General features: G+C 43.9%; 19 protein-coding genes. 16 read left to right on the top strand and 3 right to left on the bottom strand.

Annotation, left to right across the window (positions count from 1 at the left end; translation table 11 throughout):
* Positions 1 to 15: 15 nt before the first annotated feature.
* The 6 genes from G3R49_RS06575 to G3R49_RS06600 all read left to right on the top strand — a co-directional run bounded on the left by G3R49_RS06575 (position 16) and on the right by G3R49_RS06600 (position 4,839).
* Entirely contained in the window at positions 16 to 336 is a 321-nt protein-coding gene (locus G3R49_RS06575) for a YqcC family protein (RefSeq protein WP_130597707.1), read from the top strand.
* Between the two features lie 17 nt (positions 337 to 353).
* On the top strand, positions 354 to 1,232 hold the full coding sequence (truC, locus tag G3R49_RS06580; protein ID WP_167869085.1) for a tRNA pseudouridine(65) synthase TruC: 879 nt from the start codon (positions 354 to 356) through the stop codon (positions 1,230 to 1,232).
* A gap of 132 nt (positions 1,233 to 1,364) precedes the next feature.
* Positions 1,365 to 1,829, top strand: a complete 465-nt coding sequence (locus tag G3R49_RS06585; RefSeq protein WP_167869086.1) for a flavodoxin — start codon at positions 1,365 to 1,367, stop codon at positions 1,827 to 1,829.
* Positions 1,781 to 3,256 carry a PTS transporter subunit EIIC gene (locus G3R49_RS06590; protein WP_130597704.1) on the top strand — a complete coding sequence of 492 codons (1,476 nt, stop codon included), beginning with the start codon at positions 1,781 to 1,783 and terminating at the stop codon, positions 3,254 to 3,256. Before G3R49_RS06585 ends, G3R49_RS06590 begins: the two co-directional genes overlap by 49 nt.
* Positions 3,257 to 3,453: 197 nt before the next feature.
* Positions 3,454 to 4,413, top strand: a complete 960-nt coding sequence (gene purU, locus G3R49_RS06595) for a formyltetrahydrofolate deformylase (RefSeq protein WP_167869087.1) — start codon at positions 3,454 to 3,456, stop codon at positions 4,411 to 4,413.
* A gap of 132 nt (positions 4,414 to 4,545) precedes the next feature.
* Positions 4,546 to 4,839 carry an antibiotic biosynthesis monooxygenase gene (locus G3R49_RS06600; RefSeq protein WP_167869088.1) on the top strand — a complete coding sequence of 98 codons (294 nt, stop codon included), beginning with the start codon at positions 4,546 to 4,548 and terminating at the stop codon, positions 4,837 to 4,839.
* A gap of 109 nt (positions 4,840 to 4,948) precedes the next feature.
* On the opposite strand, the gene G3R49_RS06605 is transcribed toward G3R49_RS06600, so the two are convergent.
* Positions 4,949 to 5,452 carry a lactoylglutathione lyase family protein gene (locus tag G3R49_RS06605; RefSeq protein ID WP_130597701.1) on the bottom strand — a complete coding sequence of 168 codons (504 nt, stop codon included), beginning with the start codon at positions 5,450 to 5,452 and terminating at the stop codon, positions 4,949 to 4,951.
* Positions 5,453 to 5,600: 148 nt separating this feature from the next.
* On the opposite strand from G3R49_RS06605, the gene G3R49_RS06610 reads away from it, so the two are divergent.
* Complete coding sequence (locus tag G3R49_RS06610; RefSeq protein ID WP_167869089.1) at positions 5,601 to 6,491, top strand: LysR family transcriptional regulator; 891 nt, start codon at positions 5,601 to 5,603, stop codon at positions 6,489 to 6,491.
* Positions 6,492 to 6,517: 26 nt separating this feature from the next.
* Here the strand turns inward: G3R49_RS06610 and G3R49_RS06615 are convergent, their stop codons facing one another.
* Both G3R49_RS06615 and folX read right to left on the bottom strand, forming a co-directional pair.
* Positions 6,518 to 7,411, bottom strand: coding sequence for a TIGR01777 family oxidoreductase (locus tag G3R49_RS06615; RefSeq protein ID WP_167869090.1), 894 nt, complete (start codon positions 7,409 to 7,411; stop codon positions 6,518 to 6,520).
* Between the two features lie 102 nt (positions 7,412 to 7,513).
* Positions 7,514 to 7,888 carry a dihydroneopterin triphosphate 2'-epimerase gene (gene folX / locus G3R49_RS06620; RefSeq protein ID WP_130597698.1) on the bottom strand — a complete coding sequence of 125 codons (375 nt, stop codon included), beginning with the start codon at positions 7,886 to 7,888 and terminating at the stop codon, positions 7,514 to 7,516.
* Positions 7,889 to 8,097: 209 nt separating this feature from the next.
* Here folX and G3R49_RS06625 point away from each other — a divergent pair, with 209 nt between their 5' ends.
* The 9 genes from G3R49_RS06625 (at position 8,098) to G3R49_RS06665 (ending at position 17,589) form a co-directional block, all read left to right on the top strand.
* On the top strand, positions 8,098 to 9,240 hold the full coding sequence (locus G3R49_RS06625; RefSeq protein WP_167869091.1) for an AI-2E family transporter: 1,143 nt from the start codon (positions 8,098 to 8,100) through the stop codon (positions 9,238 to 9,240).
* 148 nt (positions 9,241 to 9,388) lie between these two features.
* A complete protein-coding gene (locus G3R49_RS06630) occupies positions 9,389 to 10,294 on the top strand; it encodes a class I SAM-dependent methyltransferase (RefSeq protein ID WP_167869092.1) in 906 nt (301 codons plus the stop codon).
* 442 nt (positions 10,295 to 10,736) lie between these two features.
* Positions 10,737 to 10,895, top strand: a complete 159-nt coding sequence (locus tag G3R49_RS06635; RefSeq protein ID WP_130597695.1) for a periplasmic nitrate reductase, NapE protein — start codon at positions 10,737 to 10,739, stop codon at positions 10,893 to 10,895.
* A 43-nt stretch (positions 10,896 to 10,938) separates the two neighbouring features.
* On the top strand, positions 10,939 to 11,196 hold the full coding sequence (locus tag G3R49_RS06640; RefSeq protein WP_130597694.1) for a chaperone NapD: 258 nt from the start codon (positions 10,939 to 10,941) through the stop codon (positions 11,194 to 11,196).
* A 2-nt stretch (positions 11,197 to 11,198) separates the two neighbouring features.
* A complete protein-coding gene (napA, locus tag G3R49_RS06645) occupies positions 11,199 to 13,688 on the top strand; it encodes a nitrate reductase catalytic subunit NapA (protein ID WP_130603201.1) in 2,490 nt (829 codons plus the stop codon).
* Positions 13,689 to 13,699: 11 nt separating this feature from the next.
* Entirely contained in the window at positions 13,700 to 14,158 is a 459-nt protein-coding gene (locus G3R49_RS06650) for a nitrate reductase cytochrome c-type subunit (RefSeq protein WP_130597693.1), read from the top strand.
* Between the two features lie 8 nt (positions 14,159 to 14,166).
* Entirely contained in the window at positions 14,167 to 14,766 is a 600-nt protein-coding gene (locus tag G3R49_RS06655) for a cytochrome c3 family protein (RefSeq protein ID WP_130597692.1), read from the top strand.
* A 380-nt stretch (positions 14,767 to 15,146) separates the two neighbouring features.
* Positions 15,147 to 16,823 carry an ABC transporter substrate-binding protein gene (locus G3R49_RS06660; RefSeq protein ID WP_245335282.1) on the top strand — a complete coding sequence of 559 codons (1,677 nt, stop codon included), beginning with the start codon at positions 15,147 to 15,149 and terminating at the stop codon, positions 16,821 to 16,823.
* Positions 16,810 to 17,589: a transporter substrate-binding domain-containing protein gene (locus G3R49_RS06665; protein ID WP_167869093.1), complete on the top strand. Its 780-nt coding sequence runs from the start codon at positions 16,810 to 16,812 to the stop codon at positions 17,587 to 17,589. Before G3R49_RS06660 ends, G3R49_RS06665 begins: the two co-directional genes overlap by 14 nt.
* The last annotated feature ends 76 nt before the right edge of the window (positions 17,590 to 17,665 follow it).

The raw sequence follows: 17,665 nt of genomic DNA on the forward strand, positions 1-17,665 counted from the left end.
TTTTATTGAGTTTTTATGAGTCATCAGCAAGTGCAGCAACAATTAGTCGAACTTGAATCTTTATTGAAGAGTCAGCAACTGTGGTCAACGCAGGCTCCGAGTGCACAGGCTTTAGCCAGCTCAGCGCCGTTTGCCTGCGATACCCTTGCCCTTGAGCAGTGGCTGCAGTTCATTTTTATCCCTAAAATGACGGCGCTAATAGAAGCTGGTCTCCCGTTGCCATCAAACATGGCAATTGCTCCTATGGCTGAGCACGTGTGGGATGGCATCACAGAGCGAAAAGCGCTTATCCAATTTATCGCCCAGCTAGATGCACTAGTCGGCTCGCCTAAATAGAGAGCATGGTAGTAATAATGAATAAGCATGATTTCGATAATCAAAATGAAACTTTGACTGAAAAACCAGCCACATCTGACTCTGCAGACGTTGAAGTAGAGGCATTAGTAGCAGAGGCATTAGCAGAGCAACAAGCACCTGAGATTGAAGTGCTTTATGAAGATGAACACTTGGTTGCTATTCATAAACCCGCTGGTTTGTTGGTGCATCGCAGTTATCTTGCGCGAAAAGAGAAGTTTTTTGCCATGCAGCTTACCCGTGACAAAGTTGGCTGCCATGTGTTTCCAATTCATCGACTAGACAGACCAACATCAGGCGTTTTGCTATTTGCCAAATCAAGTGAAGTGGCAAACTTGATGTGCCAGCAATTTGAGCAGCACACCATTGAGAAATGCTATTTAGCCCTAGTGCGCGGCAATATTTTACAAGGTGATATTCTCGATTACGCCCTTAAATATGAAGCCGATGATATTGGTGACAAATATGCTGCCAAAGACAAAGCTGCTCAAGATGCGGTGACTGAATATCTGCCACTGGCTAATTGTGAAATTCCCTACAGCTCAGGGCGTTACCCAACCTCACGTTACGGTCTAGTCCGTTTGTTACCCCAAACGGGGCGCAAGCATCAACTGCGTCGTCATATGGCGCACCTGCGTCATCCGATTGTTGGTGATACGACTCATGGTGATGGCAAGCAAAACCGCTTTTTTAGGGAGCACACTGGTATAAACAGGCTGTGGCTGATTGCTAAAAGCTTAAGTTTCATCCACCCAATCACCCATACTCGTATGCACATTGAAACTGAGTTAGAGAATGAGTGGCTCACGGTATTTAACCTACTGGGTATGGATGACTGTTTAGATTCAGGCGCAGCAATGGACATCGCTGCGTTGTAGTTAAGATCTTGCGATACAGCTAAACACTTGCAACCTTTTCGATAGCTGCTTACATTAACAATAAGCAGTCGAAACAGTCGTCAGAAAAATCGACAATCGTTAGACGATTGAAATACTTATGGAGAAGTAACCATGCAAACCGTCAATATCGTTTATGGCACTGTATACGGAGCCGCACAGTTCACAGCAGAAACAATCAATACCGCGATAGCTGATTTAGGTTACACCGCCAGGTTACTTCACCCAGTCGACTTAGCCAGCTTTACTCCACCGCAAGATGAGCTATTAATTATTGTGAGCTCCACTACCGGCCAAGGTGATGTACCCGACGATATCTTACCTTGGTTTAGCCAACTGCAATCGCAAGCTCCATACTCGCCAAAGTTACGCTTTAGCATCGTTGGCTTGGGCGATTCCAGTTATGAGAACTTTTGCGGCGCTGCGGATCAATTAGAAGAGCTATTTATTGAACTTGGCGCGCAAGCATTAACGGAAACACTGAAGATTGATGCGTGTGAAACCATGGAACCGGAACAAGAGGCAAGTCAATGGATCTCAGTGTGGCATGGCGCGGCTCAATCACTAGACGCGGCGTAAGTTTTATTCATCAACACTGGTTTAGATTCGCTCAGCGCTTAAGCCAGGCATTATTGATCCCTGTTGCTATTTTACCGGCTGCAGGGATTATGCTCGGCTTAACTGTTAACCCTCTGCCATTTATCCCCCAAGAGTTAAACGTAATTTTCTCGGCTGTCGGCCATTTAATCTTTTCAATGATGCCTTTGTTATTTGCAGTGTCGATAGCGATTGGGTTTTGTAAAGACCAAGGCATCGCGGCATTTTCTGCCGTTTTTGGCTTTGGCGTGTTTACCTCTACGATGGGCGCGTTAACAGAGCTATATGATTTACCTTCAATTCAGATTTGGGGTATCGATACCATAGATACCGGGATTGCCGGAGGTATGCTAATTGGCGCCTCGACTTGTTTAGCGGTTAGTCTGAGTCATCGTGTCACGTCCTTGGGGATCTTTTCGTTTTTTGAAGGGCGGCGTAGTGCGCCTTTAATTAATATTCCTATCTCTATGTTGCTCGGGTTCGTCGCCGCGAATCTGTGGCCGCCGATGTTCGAATTAATTCAACAACTATCAAACTGGGCTGTGTATCAAGACCCTGCTTTTGCATTTGGGTTGTATGGCACCACAGAGCGACTATTAATCCCGCTTGGATTACATCATATATGGAATGCGCCATTTTATTTCGAAGTGGGGCAGTATATGAGCGAAGACAATCTAGTACGCGGCGAAATTGGGCGGTATTTAGCGGGTGACCCATCTGCCGGCAACCTAGCCGGTGGCTATCTAATAAAAATGTGGGGCTTACCTGCAGCAGGGTTTGCCATATGGAAATGTGCTGATTCCAGCGAGAAAAACCGCGTTGCAGGTATTATGTTATCGGCCGCAACAGCTTGCTGGCTAACAGGTGTCACTGAACCACTCGAATTTGCCTTTATGTTTGTCGCGCCGCTGCTGTTTTTTGTACATGCGCTACTGACAGGTCTTGCTTATAGCCTGTGTATCTGGCTTAACATTAACCACAGTATTGTGTTCTCACACGGTCTAGTAGATTTTACTTTGCTGTTTTCGCAATCATCAAACACCAGTTGGTTTTGGGTGCTTGGCCCGATGACAGCGCTGCTCTATTACAGTCTGTTTAGAGTGTCTATTTTGGCCTTTAACTTGAAAACGCCAGGCAGGGTGGCGGTAAGCTCAAATGCACAGCAAAAAGAAAGCTTAATTGCCATGATAGGGGCATTAGGCGGCAAAGATAATATTACCGAGCTTAGTGCATGTTTAACCCGCTTGCGAATTAGCGTTAAACAAGCGGATATTATTGATAAAACCCGTTTAATGGCACTGGGAGCAAAAGGCGTTGTAGTGGTCGGCCAAGGCGTTCAGGTGGTTTACGGCACCAAGGCTGAGACTATTCGTAAATTATTGCAACGGTATATGGAGTCGCGCCGTTAAATCAGATAATAGGGCTGGCAAGGTTTTTTATTTGTTGGTCTGGATTGCATAATCTTCAGTATTTATGCGCTTTTTTATTAATAACTCATTGCTGCAGTAAAACCTGCTCATATATCTTCTGAAATCGCTATTTGTATCGCTATCTTGTTCATCACAATGTCACACTGCTGGTAAGTAATATTTAGCGGAGCCAATATATGCCTTCATCACCTAGTGAACTTTCGCTATCGAAAGCGAGCAATACATCACAACAAACTTCATCCGAGCCAAAGAAATTTGATAAACCAAAGAAACCTGAGAAGCCAGAGTTGCAAAGTTTAAGTGTTAACCGCAAAGTGTTAATTACAGACTGCGCCGATGCGCAGGGGTTGATAGCAAAAATCACTGGTGTGTGTTTTCAGCATCAACTCAATATCATAAAAAATAAAGAGTTTGTTGACCGCGATAATAACCGCTTTTATATGCGCACTGAGCTTGAAGGTGAGTTCACTGATCAACTGTTTCTTGATGATCTAGCCAAAGTACTGCCCAAGCAAAATCACGTAAAGCTGGTCGAAGCGGGTAAAAAGCGCATTGTGATCATGGTGACCAAGGAAGCCCATTGTTTAGGCGATATTTTAATGAAGGCTTACTATGGTGGGCTTGATGTAGAGATTGCTGCTGTAGTGGGCAATTACCCTGAACTTGGTAAATTGGTCGAGAAGTTTTCAATTCCATATCATTATGTTGATCATCTCGGTGTGACCCGCGAGCAACATGAGCAGGCTATGTTAGACGTTATCTTGCCCTACCAGGCTGATTATTTGGTGCTGGCTAAGTTTATGCGCGTACTGACGCCAAATTTTGTTAGTCATTTTACCCATCGAATTATCAATATCCATCACTCATTTTTACCGGCATTTATTGGCGCATCGCCATACAAACAGGCATGGGAGCGTGGAGTGAAAATCATCGGCGCGACAGCGCACTTTGTTAATGATAATCTCGATGAAGGGCCGATCATTAAACAAGATGTCATCAATGTTGATCATAGTTATAGCGCTCAGGAGTTAGCTCACCACGGGCGCGATGTTGAAAAGAGCGTATTGAGCAAGGCGCTGCAGTTGGTGTTAAGTGAGAAAGTTGTGGTTTATGGCAACAAAACGGTCGTGTTCTAAGGCCTTTCCCGAATAGAGAGCTCGAATAAAGAGTTCGATAAAGAGTTCAAATATTGGGTTCGGTAGTGGTTTAGTAGCACATAGCGCGATTACACAAATAACAATAAAAACAATAGTAAGGACAAACTCGATATGTATGCAGTGATTTTTAAAGCCAAAGTGGGCGAGCAAGATGAGCAATACCCTGAAATGGTCGCAAGAATGCGAGAGCTAGCATTCGAGAAATATCACTGTGTCGATTTTATTGCGGTCACCGAGGGTGATATGGAAGTGGCTATTTCGTACTGGAACAGCGAAAAAGACATTGAGCGATGGCACCGAGATGTCGAACATGCTAAGGCGCAAATGTTCGGTAAACAAAAGTGGTATCAGGAATACCAAGTAGAGGTCGTTGAGATAAAAAGAAAATACGGCAGTAACTATTAGTCAGTACGTCTTAGCTAGTACATCTTAGCGCTAGCACTCTTAAACAAGCACGAGTGACCTAACGCTAAAAATTACCGCCGTTATTGTTAACTAAATTACAAGCTCTAGTTTAGTTATATGCGCCACTTGAGTAGTGCAGTTCATAGCTGTGGCTGTAAATCTCAAGGATATTACCAAACGGATCTTCCATATAGATCATGCGGTAAGGTTTTTCACCTGGATAGTAGTATCGTGGTGCTTTCATACGCTTTTTACCGCCAGCTGCAACAATTTTCTCAGCCAGTTCTTCAACATTCGGGTCTTGAACGCAGAAGTGGAATACGCCAGTTTTCCAGTATTCAAAGTTGTTTTCTGGGTTTTCCTGGTTGACGAATTGGAACAACTCAACACCGATGCGGTCACCTGTTGACAGGTGAGCAATTCTAAATGAACCCCAACCCGCGCCGAATACGTCAGTACACATTTCGCCAATTGCGCTGTCATCTTCAACAATTTCAGTAGGCTCCATGATCAGGTACCAACCTAGAACCTCTGTATAGAATTTAACCGCGGCCTCTAAGTCTGGTACTGAAATACCGATGTGAGAAAAGCTGCGTGGGTAAGTATTAGCCATTTGATACTCCTAATTTATGTCGCAATCAATTTGATGAGCTCAGTTTAGGTAAATGCTGTAAGAAATTAAAATTATCATTTATGATTAAATTGATAATTATTTTTTATTTACTTTTGCATTATCGTGTCAGCGTAGGAGACTAATACGCATGTTGAGTCCAAATTGTTTAAAAACCTTTATTACCCTAGTTGATGTTGGTCACTTTGGACAAACAGCAGAGAGGCTTTTTATGACCCAGCCAGGCGTTACTCAGCACGTGAAAAAACTAGAGCAAGAGCTAAAGCGGCCACTTTTAAATCGTTTAGGTAAAGGTTTTGAAGTGACAAGGGAAGGGCAGGCGCTATATCAATATGCAAAACGCTTGTTTGCAGAGCATAGCGAGTTTATTGCAACATTGGATAAAGATGATGCAACGCAAGGTGAATGCCGCATAGCAAGTTCAGGTTCAATGGCAATGCAGTTGTACTCAAAGTTAATTGAGCACCAAACCAATCACCCCAATTTGACCATAATGCTCGAAGCTGCGCCCAACAAAAGCATCATTAATCATGTGATTGACGGTGATATTGAGCTTGGCTTAATTACCCAGCAAATATCTCATCCGCTGTTGAATGTGGTGCAATTAGGTGAGCAACGATTATGCGTTGTTATTCCTAAAGATGAGCCGCACCGCATGTGGGATTTTGATGCCTTGCTTGAGCTTGGCATGATTAACCATCCAGATGGGCAGCACTACTGGTTAAGTTTTGTTAGGCATTATTTTGCCAAAGCTATGCCGCTTGCTCATGAGGTAAATGTGCGTGGGTTTGTTAATCAACTCAACCAGATATTACTGCCCGTGTCTCAAGGCTTAGGTTTTGCTGTGCTACCTGAGTTCGCAGTAAAGCACTCACCTTACTATGACAAGGTTACCATTGCTGATTTTGACCAGTTTAACTCAGTTAATGTTACCGAGCCTTTGTTGATGATTAGCAATAACCAAAGGCAGCTGCCGAGCCGTTATAAAGCTGTAATTGACATCATTCGTGCCAACATCTGAAGAAGATTCATTTAGCGGCAAATTTATCAGTGATTAAGAATTTGATTTAGCGCCTGATTAATATCTGAATATTCAAAATGATAACCACTCGCCAAAGCATGGTTTGGCACCACATATTGTCCCTGAGTGAGTAAATCTGACATTTCCCCCATAGCTAGACGCAGTGCAAGAGCTGGGGTTGGAATGAGGGCTGGACGATGCAGTGCTTTGCCAAGAGCTGTGGCAAAGTCTTTTTGACTAATCGGGTTTGGAGATACAGCATTAAATACCCCCTGAGTTTGACTGTTCTCAAGTAAAAACTTTAGCAGCCCAATAAGATCGTCAATATGAATCCAACTAAAGCCTTGTTTGCCATCTCCAATGGGGCCGCCAAGACCGAGCTTAAATGGCAACAACATTTTCTCTAGCGCGCCACCATCGGCGCCAAGTACCAGACCAATGCGGGTGATGCATACTCGTGTTTGCTCAGATTGTGCTTCAAGTGCTAGGCGCTCCCACTCTTTACACACATGGTGGCTAAATTCTTCATGAACTGGGCTATCTTCAGTGACTTGTGTCATACCTTGCCGGCCGTAAAAGCCTATCGCTGACGCGCTAATAAAGGTGTGGGGTGGTTGACTACTTTGATTGACTAGCTGGGTCAGCGCTGAGGTGATGTTCCAACGGCTGTCGCAAATGACCTGTTTCTGTTTGTCGCTCCAGCGTTTGCCAACGATTGGCTCGCCAGCAAGATTGATAACTGCGTCAATATGGTTCAGATCGTTTAGCTCAATTAATGACTCGACATACTCGTGTTGAGTGCCAAGTGTGGTGGCTGCGCGTCTTGCATCACGAGTGAGGATGACAAGTTGATGGCCAATGAGTGCAGATACAAGTTCTTTGCCAACAAAACCGGTGGCACCAGTAATTAATATCTTCATCAAACTGATACCTCCGCGTTGATGTAAATGAAGTGCGCTATGTAAGTTATTTGTTTAGCTTAGTTCGTACGCAAAAATATACGAAGTCAGCTAACTGTGAGATCAGTCGTTGTGCTTATGGTAGCAGAGCTCCATTGACACCGAGTCGGCAAATCTCAGGGCATGTGGCTTATCAATTTCGACACTGGCGTACTCAACCCAATTGTGCTCACTGGCAATCGCAAGCACTTGACTGGTTAGGTTTTCTAGCAGTGAAAAGCGGTTATTTTCAATTAGCGCAATAACCTTTTTGGTAATGGTACGATAGTTAAGTGCTTCGTTAATATCTTCGCTTTGACGCGCTTGCTCAGCACAGTAATGGATCACGACATTGACTATCACATCTTGCTGGTTGTCGATTTCTTCTTGTTTGATGCCGATATAGGTACGTAGGCGAAGGTTTTTTATGCGGATAATTGCTGTATTTGGGTTGAGCATAGATATTGGTCCTAGTAACTTGTTTTAAAAATATTTATTGTCGGTATCATTAGCAAAGACTGACGCACAGAGCTTTAGTTAAGACAGTAAAGCATTTTCAGTTGCTTTGCACTTTTGCGTTAACTCAAATCAACTAACACCGAAAAGATTCAGGTGTTAGAACTTCAAGCAAATGAAAACAACCAGCACCAACAACTAAGGGTTTATATATGAAGGGACTACAGGATTCATCCATGGCAATAAGAAGCTTTATTGTGATGGCCTGTCTTATCGTGATTATGGCGGGGGTAAAGGCGGCAAGCCCGATTGTAGTACCGTTTGTACTGTCGGCATTTCTTGCGATGATTTGTAACCCAGCTATCGTCACCATGACCCGCTATAAAATCCCTAAAGGTGTGGCGGTGCTCATTTTGATGTTGTTCATCGTGCTTATAGGTTTATGGTTGGCAAGCCTAATTGGATCATCTATCAATGAATTTTCTAAGCAAGTGCCTGTTTATCGCACGCAATTAATCGATCAGTTTTCATGGATATTAGAAAAGCTCAAAAGCTTTAATATTCATATTTCAAAAGACAAGGTACTTGATTACTTTGACCCAAGTGTCGCCTTGAGTATGACTACCAATATGCTCTCAGGCGTAGGCAATGTGATGGCTAACTTGTTCTTAATCATACTGACAATTGTGTTCATGCTATTTGAAGCGCAAACCTTACCGAAGAAGTTTCATTTAGCGCTGGATGACCCTGATATGCGCTTAAAGCAAATCGACAAATTTCTGCAGTCGGTGAATCAGTACATGATGATTAAAACCCTGGTGAGTCTAGCAACCGGTGCCGTGGTGGGTATTGGTTTAACTATCATTGGGGTTGATTATGCACTGCTATGGGCGGTGATTGCTTTTCTGTTTAACTACATCCCCAATATTGGCTCTATTATCGCGGCGGTTCCTGCTGTGCTACTGGCGTTTATTCAAATGGGGCCGGGAGCTGCGGGTATTACCGCGGCCTTGTATCTAGGTACTAACACGGTGATGGGTAATGTGGTTGAACCTAAGTACATGGGTAAAGGCCTTGGTTTATCGACTCTTGTTGTGTTCTTGTCATTAATTTTTTGGGGCTGGATGCTAGGCTCGGTTGGTATGTTGCTGTCGGTGCCATTGACTATGATTGTTAAAATTGGCTTGGAGTCGAGTCAGTCTGGTAATTGGCTGTCTATCTTACTCTCTGATGCCAGCGAGCTTGATGCGGAATCTGTCGAAAATACTGCCAATGTTGACAGTGCATCAGAGGCGCAGCCAAAGCTGATTGATAGTGCTGGCCAGCAGAAGCAAGAAAATAGTCAAGATAGCTAAGCTTAGCGCAAATAACCGCGTTAACTGGATTACAGCTTATAGCAAGGCAAGAACTTTTAGGTTCTTGCCTTTTAATTAAGTGCTAGTAGAGCAAGAAGTTAAAGCTAGCAGTTAAATTTATAATTTATAAAAAGTCAGGCAAAGAGATATGAAAGGTTTGTTGGCTGCAATTAGCCAAGCAAAAATCACAGACAACGCCGAGCGCTTATTTCATGGGCGTGGTGGGTTGTTTTCAGGTGAAGAGCATTTGCTAGCGGATTGGTTTAAGCCAGTGTTGCTCATTACCAGTTTTAAAGAGCTCGATGAAGCAGCTAAGCAGCAACTGCTTGATGCCGTAGCAGAGCAGTGGAAGTTAAGTCATGATGACGTAGCGCTTAATTTGGTGTTTCAGTATCGCGCAGGAGGACAAACTATCACTGAAGTTATTTGCGGTGAAGTGCCCGAGCCTCATGTGATTACAGAGAATGGGGCTCAATTCGAAGTGCATTTACTTCGCGGGCAAAACCACGGTTTGTTTTTGGATATGGTCAATGGCCGAAAGTGGGTTAAGCAGCATAGCCAAGGTGCCAACGTACTTAATTTATTCTCCTATACCTGTGGTTTTAGCGTGATGGCGCTTCAAGGCGGGGCGAAGCAAGTGGTGAATATGGACATGAGTAAAGGTGCTTTATCGATTGGTAAACGTAACCATTTACTAAATGGGCTTGATGCCAATGCACGCTTTTTTGGTCATGATATCTTTAAGTCATGGGGTAAGCTCACCAAGCTTGGTCCTTACGATTTGATTATTGCTGATCCGCCAAGTAATCAAAAGGGCAGCTTTGTGGCAACTAAAGACTATCAAAGGTTGTTAAAGCGTTTACCTAGTTTGTTAGCGCCAAATGGAGAAGTCCTGCTGTGTCTTAACGCGCCTGAGTTAAGCTGTGATTTTTTGATGCAACAGGTAGAGCAAACTGCGCCTGAGTTAAGATTTAAAGAGCGCTTAAGTAACGCTGAAATTTTTAAGGACATCGATGAGCAAAAGTCACTTAAAGTTCTGAGGTATAAGCTTTAATTGTTTTAGTCATCGGGGGAATGTTTCAATTGTAAATGCTGGTTATAAGGATCATCTTGTAACCGGCTATGACAACCAATCTCCTTTCAAAATCAACATGATATACAGTAAATCCTTCTAAGCAGCCGCCTTTTAATTATTTTTGCTGAATTTCACATTTTTACAACAAAAGTTGTGTTTCCTACCTTATACTGAACATTAGCATGCGTTAATTTTTAAGGGTAAATAGTTCACTTTACCTTATCTTAATCGGTGTATGTGAATGATTTGATTGATATAGGCGGTAAAACAAACGATTGTATGATCTAGATCAAGTTAAGTCAGCTTTACCAATTTGTGAGTATTTAGATCACATTTTGATTGGCGATAAAATTTGCTCGATTCAAATGATAACAGTGAAAACAGCAATTTAATCATTAAAAAAATCGCTCTTGGAGGGTCCATGAGTACCGAAAAAGAAAATGAGAAAAAGCTCGAGTTTCGAATTTTTATCTTCTTAACCGTGTTTTTAGCTCCGATTTTATCAGCCTTACTTGTAAGCGCTTTGGGATTTAGCATTTGGTTTAGTCAAATTCTGACTGGCCCACCAGGTGCGGGATAATCCAACAACAATAACAACGAACAAAACTATTGGATGTAATTTGATGAGCAATGAACTTCACGTAACCAGCCTTATTGTGCAAGTACAACCAGACATGATGGCTGAAGTTAGACAGCAAATTATGGCTATCGAGAATGCTGAGTTATCAGCAAATAACGAAGTCAAATTAGTCGTTGTTGTCGAGGGACCAAGCCAAAAGTCGCTAATGGATGATATCTCAACAATTAATGCGATTCCTGGCGTGTTGTCGGCCACCATGGTTTATCACCAAAGTGAAGCACTTGAAGAGGGTGAGTTATGAAAATGAATAGACGCGACTTTATGAAAGCCAACGCAGCGATGGCGGCGGCGAGTGTTGCGGGGCTGGCATTGCCAGCGCAAGCCAGCAATTTAATCACAAGCTCAGAGCAAACTAAGCTTGAATGGAACAAAGCGCCATGCCGTTTTTGTGGTACAGGCTGTTCAGTTATTGTCGCAACTCGTGACGGTAAGGTTGTCGCGACGCACGGCGATGCAAAGAGTGAAGTAAACAAGGGCCTTAACTGTATTAAAGGCTACTTCCTATCAAAGATTATGTACGGCCGTGACCGTATCCAAACCCCAATGCTGCGTATGACAAATGGAAAGTACGACAAGCATGGTGAATTTACCCCAATCAGCTGGGATCAAGCGTTTGATACCATGGCTGAGAAGTGGAAAGCCACTATTAAGAAAAAAGGCCCAACAGCGATTGGTATGTTCGGTTCTGGTCAGTGGACTGTATGGGAAGGTTATGCAGCTTCTAAATTAATGAAAGCAGGTTTTGGTTCAAACAACATTGACCCTAATGCGCGTCACTGTATGGCATCAGCTGTGGGTGGCTTTATGCGTACCTTTGGTATTGATGAACCAATGGGCTGTTACGATGACATGGAAGCTGCCGATGCGTTCGTGCTTTGGGGCTCAAACATGGCGGAGATGCATCCAATCTTATGGACACGCGTGACTGACCGTCGTTTGTCAGCGCCTCATGTTAAAGTTGCGGTACTTTCGACCTTTGAGCATCGTTCATTCGACCTTGCTGACATTCCAATGGTGTTCACACCGCAAACCGACCTCGCCATCCTTAACTTCATTGCCAACTACATTATTCAAAATGACAAAGTGAACAAAGACTTTGTTGGCAAGCACGTTAATTTCCGTAAAGGTCAAACTGACATTGGTTACGGGTTGCGCCCAACTCACCCACTAGAAAAGAAAGCCAAAAACGTGGCTACAGCAGGTAGTTCAACACCAATTGATTTTGAGCAGTTTAAGAAGTTTGTTGCCGATTATGATGTTGAGTCAGTGAGCAAACTGTCAGGTGTTCCTGAAGATAAGCTAATTGCACTTGCAGAGCTTTATGCTGATCCAAATCGTAAGGTAACTTCATTCTGGACTATGGGCTTTAACCAGCACACTCGCGGTGTTTGGTGTAACAACCTGATTTATAACATTCACTTGTTAACCGGTAAGATTTCTACTCCTGGTAACAGTCCATTCTCGTTAACTGGTCAGCCGTCAGCTTGTGGTACTGCACGTGAAGTAGGTACTTTCTCGCACCGTCTACCGGCCGATATGGTGGTTGCTAATCCTAAGCACCGTGCGAAAGCAGAGAAAATCTGGAAAATTCCAGCCGGTATTATTCCACCAAAACCTGGTTATCATGCTGTTGAGCAAAACCGTCGCTTAAAAGACGGTGATTTGAACTGTTATTGGGTTCAAGTGAACAACAATATGCAAGCTGCGCCTAACATGAATGAAGAAGGTTTACCGGGCTACCGTAACCCTGAAAACTTCATTGTGGTATCCGATGCTTACCCAACGGTTACGACTCAGGCGGCTGATTTGATTTTACCTGCTGCAATGTGGGTTGAGAAAGAAGGTGCATATGGTAACGCTGAGCGCCGTACTCAATTCTGGCATCAGCTAGTTAAAGCGCCAGGTGAATCTCGCTCAGATCTTTGGCAGCTAATGGAGTTCTCTAAGCGTTTCACCACAGATGAAGTTTGGCCGAAAGAGGTGTTGGCCGCTAACCCTCAATATAAAGGCAAAACCTTATTTGAGGTGCTGTATGAGAACGGCCAGGTTAACCAATTCCCGCTTTCTGATGCAGATCCTAAGTATCTTAATGATGAAAGTAACGACTATGGTTTTTACGTGCAGAAAGGTTTGTTTGAAGAATATGCAACCTTTGGTCGTGGTAAGGCTCACGATTTAGCACCATTTGATGTTTACCATAAAGAGCACGGTCTACGTTGGCCAGTTGTTGACGGTCAAGAAACTCGTTGGCGCTTCCGTGAGGGGGCTGACCCTTATGTAGGTAAAGGTAAAGGCTTTGAGTTCTACGGTAAGCCTGATGGACGTGCAGTTATCTTTGCATTGCCATATGAGCCAGCGGCAGAAGAGCCAGACAATGAGTACGATTTATGGCTATCAACCGGACGTGTACTTGAGCATTGGCACTCAGGTTCAATGACTCAGCGAGTACCTGAACTATATCGCGCCTTCCCTGATGCTGTGTGCTTTATGCATCCAGATGACGCTAAAAAGCGTGGCCTACGCAGAGGTGATGAAGTTCGCGTAGTATCTCGCCGCGGTGAAATCAACACCCGTATTGAAACCCGTGGTCGTAATAAGCCGCCAAAAGGTTTGGTATTTGTACCTTGGTTTGATGCGAGTCAGTTAATTAACAAGGTGACCTTGGATGCAACGGATCCATTGTCGAAAGAGACTGACTTCAAGAAGTGTGCGATTAAAGTGCTGAAAGCCTAAGGAGAGATATCATGAAACTAGCTAAATATTTATCTGTTATCGCTCTTGCAGGCTTGTCGCTAACGGTTGTGGCGCAAAGCGTACCGGACGAAAAAGTGGCGACACTGCGTCAAGTCGCGCTAGATAAAGAAGTCACACCGCCAGCGATGCAAAAGGTAATTAATACCGATGAGAAACAAGTGCGTAATTACCCGATGCAGCCACCAGTGATCCCGCACAAGATCGATGGCTACCAGATTGACCTAAAAGTGAATAAGTGTATGCAGTGTCATGCGCGAACCAGCACAGGTCACTCACAAGCGCCTATGGTCAGTGTGACCCACTATATGGATCGCGATAATAATTTCCTCGCGACGTTATCACCGCGCCGTTACTATTGTACCCAGTGTCACGTACCTCAGTTAGATGCTAAGTTGTTGGTTGAAAATGACTTTGTAGATGTACATGAGCTAATGAAGCAAAAGCAGTAGGAGTCACTATGATTTCGAATTTAATTGCTAAGATAAAGCTGATTTGGAGCGTACTAAACCGTCCAAGTGTGCACTACAGTTTAGGTTTTTTGACTTTAGGTGGTTTTGTGGCAGGTATTATCTTCTGGGGTGGTTTTAACACCGCCTTAGAAGTGACTAACGAGGAGCAATTTTGTATCGGCTGTCATGAAATGGAAAACAACGTTTATGAAGAACTCAAAACGACTATCCATTTTACTAACCGAAGCGGTGTGCGCGCGACATGTCCTGATTGTCACGTGCCACATAACTGGACAGATAAAATCGCTCGAAAAATGAAGGCTTCTAAAGAAGTTTGGGGCAAAATTTTCGGTACGATTAACACTCGTGAAAAGTTTGAAGCCAAACGCCGTGAGTTAGCCGAACATGAGTGGGAAAGGTTAAAAGCCAATGACTCGCTTGAATGTCGCAACTGTCATAACTTCGACTATATGGACTTTACTCGCCAGTCTAAGCGCGCAGCTGCTATGCACTCAACTTCGCTAGCAAGCGGTGAGAAAACCTGTATCGATTGTCATAAAGGTATTGCCCACCAATTACCTGACATGGCAGGTGTAGAAGGTTTCTAACCAAACGCCAGTTACTACCGGTACTTGTTAAATATACGATGAAGCCTGCTGATGCAGGCTTCTTTTTTGTTCGGGCGCGTCACCCTTTAGCTTAACTATTCTAATTCCTGTATCGGTCTAAGGCTGCAACCTACGCCAAATTTACCTACCAAATGAACGTTATTTGCTATAAATGATTTGTATTTTCTTGCGAAATTAACCCAAAAAAGGCTGCCATCTCATTGTTTTATCAACTAAGATAAATTTAATAATAAGTATCCAAGGACGTGAGTTTGCTGCTGAGTGCGCACAAAAAGAAAGTAGTTTTTGCTTTGTTGGAGTATATAACTAAAAAATACTCTCAAGGTGGCGTTTTTTGCTGTGCGTTGATGCTATGCGTATTGCAGTGTTTTGTTTCAATTGCCGCACAAGCAGCGAGTGAAAAAGCAGACTTCTGGATTGATAATGAATTTACCCCTTCTACGCTTACAAAAGCAGAGCAGCGCCAAGAGCTAGCTTGGTTTACCGAGCAGGCAAAGCCGTACCAGGGTATGACTATTCGCGTTGTGTCTGAGAAAATCAATACCCATCAATACGAATCGAGTGTGCTCGCAAAAGCCTTTTATGAATTGACAGGCATTCATGTTATTCACGAGCTAACGGGTGAAGATGATGTCATTAAGAAGTTGTCCGCGCAGATAATTACTAACGAGAATTTGTATGACGCCTACATTAATGACAGTGATTTAATTGGTACTCATTTTCGTAATCAGGCGGTAACTCCTATTTCGCAAATTATGAGTGAGCACGGTAAGCAAGCAACGCTGCCAACACTCGACCTTGATGATTTTATCGGTATTAAGTTTACGACAGGGCCTGATGGCGTACTTTATCAGCTGCCGGACCAACAATTTGCCAACCTATACTGGTATCGCAGTGATTGGTTTGAACGAGCAGATTTTCAGTCGCGTTTTCAACAGTTGTATGGCTATCCTCTGGGGGTGCCGCAAAATTGGCAAGCGTATGAGGATATTGCCGAGTTTTTCAGTGACAAGGTTCGCACGATAGATGGCCAGAGAGTATATGGCCATATGGATTACGGCAAAACAGATCCGTCCCTTGGTTGGCGTATGTCAGATGCCTGGCTATCGATGGCTGGGGTAGGTGATAAAGGTTTACCAAACGGGTTGCCTGTCGATGAATGGGGGATACGCGTAGAAGATTGCAGGCCTGTGGGGGCATCGGTTGAGCGTGGCGGCGCAATTAACTCGCCAGCGGCCATTTACGCCATTGATAAGTATGTTGATTGGCTAACACGATTTGCACCGCCAGAAGCAAAACAACTGACATTTTCACAAGCTGGAGATTGGCCTGCAAAAGGAGTAATTGCTCAGCAAATCTTTTGGTACACCGCCTTTGTTGACGACCTACTGCAACCAGGGCTACCAATTGTTAATGCTGATGGCACACCGAAATGGCGGGTAGCACCTTCGCCACTTGGACGTTACTGGCAGAGGGGAATGAAGTCAGGTTATCAAGATGCCGGAGCATGGACATTTTTAAGTAGTACCCCAAAGCAGCGTCAGGTTGCCGCTTGGCTCTATGCCCAGTTTGTGGTTTCAAAAACCGTCTCACTTAAGAAAACCTTAGTGGGCTACACCCCAATTCGTTTGTCAGATATTGAGTCCGATGCTATGACACAGCGAGCACCATACCTTGGAGGGTTAGTTGAGTTTTATCGTAGCCAGGCGCGTAATGTGTGGACGCCAACCGGCACCAATGTGCCTGACTACCCTGGAATGGCGAGTATGTGGTGGCAAAACATCAGCAGCATAATTGAGGGTGAGTATTCTGTAAAACAGGGAATGGATAAGTTTGCTCAGCAATTGGACGCTCATTTATTGATGCTTGAGCAAAAAGCCAAGCAAGATAGCGGTGCCTTGTGTGCGCCGATACTAAACCCAAAACAAGATCCTTCACATTGGCTCGCTCAGCCTGGCTCACCGAAGGCTGAAATTAAATCAAAATCTAAAGGCAAAACCTTACCTTATGAGGAGGCGATTCGTGTTTGGCAATAAATCGCTTCATCAACTTGTTTTCATCGCTTTATTGACCTTAATTATGGGGAAATCAAGCATTGCAGACACCAGTAAACCTCTCACCGTGGTGACTTTTCAGCAAGCGCCTTTCGCCGTAGAGGGTGATATAAAAGACTCAGGACTCATTGTTGAAGTATTAGACGAGTTATTTCGCCGCGCTGGTATTGAATACCATATGGTGTTTTATCCGCTTAAGCGCGGCATGGCGATGAGTGAGAACCTAGACAATCACTGTGTGTTACCCATTGAACGCAGTCAGGATAGAGAAACCAATTACCGTTGGGTTGGCCCGGTGCTTATTTCTCGCTACGGACTGTTTAGTTCTGATAGTACATCGAAACCCTTGATCACCCTCGATGATGCCAGTAGATATTCTATTGGTAGCTTTTTAGGTAGTGGTGTGGGGGAGTACCTTGAAGGTATGGGGTATAACGTTGAATTCACCAGTAATGCATCATTAAACCTGAAAAAGGTGCAGCGCAATCGTATCGATTTATGGGCGTCTGAGCTTGTTAGTGCCAATTGGATCATGCAACAAAATAAAGTCGACTTAGGTGAGCCTGAGCTAGTCTTTTTTACTTCACTGCGAGCCATGGCATGTAACAAAAACCTTGATAACAGTCGGTATAACGCTATGCAGTCATCATTAGAAGATATGTATAAAGATGGCTTTATGCATAGAGTCGCCACCAAGTACGGTGCTCGTTTGCTTACGGCGCAATACGGAGTAGGTGCTTCCTTCTAATCGCCACACTAAATTAGCGGTTTAACACTTTGCTAACAAACGATATGATGCATGCACAATATTCAAGGTGTATGCA

Source organism: Shewanella sp. WXL01 (assembly GCF_012263345.1).
Classification (GTDB): domain Bacteria; phylum Pseudomonadota; class Gammaproteobacteria; order Enterobacterales; family Shewanellaceae; genus Shewanella; species Shewanella maritima.